Raw genomic sequence first — 2,443 nt, 5'->3', positions numbered from 1 at the left:
GCGCGGGCGGGTCCGCCGGCGGTCAGGAGCGGCGGGGCGCCGGGGTGGTGAACGCCCCGGCCGCCAGGGGCAGGCTCGGCATGCCCACCATCGCGAGCGCCTTGCGGTACGCGGCGACCGCCTCCCCGGCGTCGCCGCACGCCTGCCACAACTCGGCGGTGCGCTGCCAGAGGTGGGCCACCCGGCGGCTCGACGCGAGGTGGCCGAGCTGGCGCCCCGAGGTGCGCAGGATCTCGGCGGCCCGGTCGGTGTCGCCGGCGAGCAGGGCGGCCTCGGCCATCGTGTTGCGGGCGGCGACGGCCTCGGGGGTCGGTTCGGCGCCCAGCAGCCCGAGCGCGCGCTCGGCGCGGGCCCCGCCCTCGGACACCTCGCCGAGCCGCAGCTGGGCCCGGGCCAGGTCGATCTCGCAGTCGGCCAGTTCGCCGACGCTGCCGGCCCCGAGCAGCGCCTCGCGGGCCTGCTCCAGGAGTTCCTTGGCGCGCTGGGGGTCGGGCTCCGGCGCGGCGAGCAGGAAGTAGCCGTACCCCTGCTTGAGCATGGCGCAGTGGCGGGCGTTGTCGCCCTCGGCCATCAGGGCGAGGGCCCGCTCGATGAGGGCGAGGGCCTCGGCGGTCTGCCCCCGGGACTCGGCGACCAGGGCCGAGTTCCAGTAGACGGCGCCGCGGCCGGCCCGGGCCCCGGCCTGTTCGGCGACGGAGAGCAGCCGGTTGGCGAGCATCTGCGCCTTGGTCAGGTCGCCGCGCTCGTGGTAGCAGCCCATCAGGGTCGCGCCGAGCTGGATGTGGTCGTCGGTGACGTCCAGGCCGAGCGCGTTGAGGCGGGAGAGCGCGGCCTCGCCGATGTCCACGGCGAGGGCGAGGTCGCCGACGTCGCGGTAGCAGCGACAGAGGGCGACGCCGAGCTGGGCCCACTCGTCCGAGCCGACGACGACCTCGGGGTCGTCGTACAGCTCGTGCAGGATCGGGATGGCCGCCTCGATCTGGCCCAGCTTCTCCAGCGCGCCGGCCTGGCCCCGGCGGGCCCGCCGCACCAGGGCGTGGTCGAGGAACTGGGACTGGGCGAGGGCCTCGCTGAAGGACTGCAGGGCCTCGCCGTTGGCGCCGTTGCGCAGCGCCATGTCCCCGAAGCCGATCTTGAGCTGGAGCTCCTTGGCCTGGGTGTCGCTGCGGCCGGTGAGCAGGTACTCCGGGGAGACGCCGAGCTTGGCGGCGAGGGTCGCGAGCACGGCCTGGGAGGGCACGCGCTTGCCGGACTCGATCAGGGACACGTAGCTGCTGGACACGTCCTCGGAGGCGAGGTCCTGCTGGTGCAGGCCCCGCTTCTGCCGGAGCTCCCGCACCCGACCGCCGATCCCTTTGGCATCGATTGAATGCTTCTGGTCCATATCGCTCCTCGTCCGAGCCCGCTCCCCATCGATGCTTGACTCGGTCTTTGTCGTCTCTTGACTATTGATTACAAAGTCAACTGACAGGTAGCAAGTATGCCTGTGCCCGGCCCGAATGAAACCGGCCATGTCCGAAGATCCTTCGTAGCAGGCCGGAAAGCATGGGGGTGCTCTTCCGGCCGCTCCGGAGTCTCACTGGTCAGACACCTGGTTGCGAGGCGCATGCACGTGCGTGTGGCCGACTTCATGCCGCAGCAAGCGCTCTCGCCCCGGTCGGATCCGGCGGAATCTTTACCTCCCCGTACCCCCTCCCCGTATGACAGGCCTTCGAGACCCGACACGCCCGGGGGAAGTCGATTGACAGTTCTTGTCATGCTCGATTGACTCCCGTTGTCATCCCCCACGGCAAGTGTCATCCGACGCATCGAACGCATCGAAGGAGCTCCTTTCCATGGGCAAGAGACTCACCCTCCTCGTCGCCGGCCTGCTGCTCGCCGGGGTCTGCGCGACCCAGGCCGTCGCGTGGGGCGACGGGCCGGCCGCGGTGCCGTCCGCGGACGGCGGCGTCAGCGCCGTGACCCCGACCCCGACCGCCACCACGGACGGCGACGTCGGCAAGTGCTGCTGAGAACGCGCGGAAAGGATTCGTTCCCATGCGCGTCGACCTGCTCACCCGCGAGTACCCGCCGGAGGTCTACGGCGGTGCGGGCGTCCATGCCGCCGAACTCACCCGCGCCCTGCGCCGGATCGCCGACGTGCGCGTCCGCTCCTTGGGGCGTCCGGTCCCCGAGCCCGGCACCACGGGCTATCCGACCCCGCCGCCGCCCCCGGGCGGCAACCCCGCGCTCGGCTTCCTCGGTGCCGGGCTGGCGATGGCCCCGGACGTCGCGGGCGCCGACCTCGTCCACAGCCACACCTGGTACGCCAACGCCGCCGGTCACCTGGCGGGGCTGCTGCACGGCATCCCGCATGTCATGACCATGCACAGCCTGGAGCCGCTGCGGCCCTGGAAGGCCGCACAGCTCGGCGGCGGCTACGCCGTCTCCAGCTGGCTGGAGC

Annotated in this window: 3 protein-coding genes; 2 read left to right on the top strand and 1 reads right to left on the bottom strand. The window is 72.2% G+C overall.

Annotated elements, in window-relative coordinates:
- Positions 1-22: 22 nt before the first annotated feature.
- Entirely contained in the window at positions 23-1,339 is a 1,317-nt protein-coding gene (locus ACFW1I_RS38265; protein ID WP_384678765.1) for a helix-turn-helix domain-containing protein, read from the bottom strand.
- A 496-nt stretch (positions 1,340-1,835) separates the two neighbouring features.
- On the opposite strand from ACFW1I_RS38265, the gene ACFW1I_RS38260 reads away from it, so the two are divergent.
- The gene (locus ACFW1I_RS38260; protein ID WP_384678763.1) at positions 1,836-2,012 is read left to right on the top strand and encodes a hypothetical protein; all 177 of its coding nucleotides are present in this window, start codon (positions 1,836-1,838) and stop codon (positions 2,010-2,012) included.
- Between the two features lie 25 nt (positions 2,013-2,037).
- A partial coding sequence (locus ACFW1I_RS38255; protein WP_384678760.1) for a glycosyltransferase occupies positions 2,038-2,443 on the top strand: 406 nt, incomplete at its 3' end.

The sequence above is a fragment of the Streptomyces sp. NPDC058955 genome, from assembly GCF_042741435.1.
Classification (GTDB): Bacteria; Actinomycetota; Actinomycetes; order Streptomycetales; family Streptomycetaceae; genus Streptomyces.
This window is presented reverse-complemented; position numbering and strand designations above follow the sequence as displayed.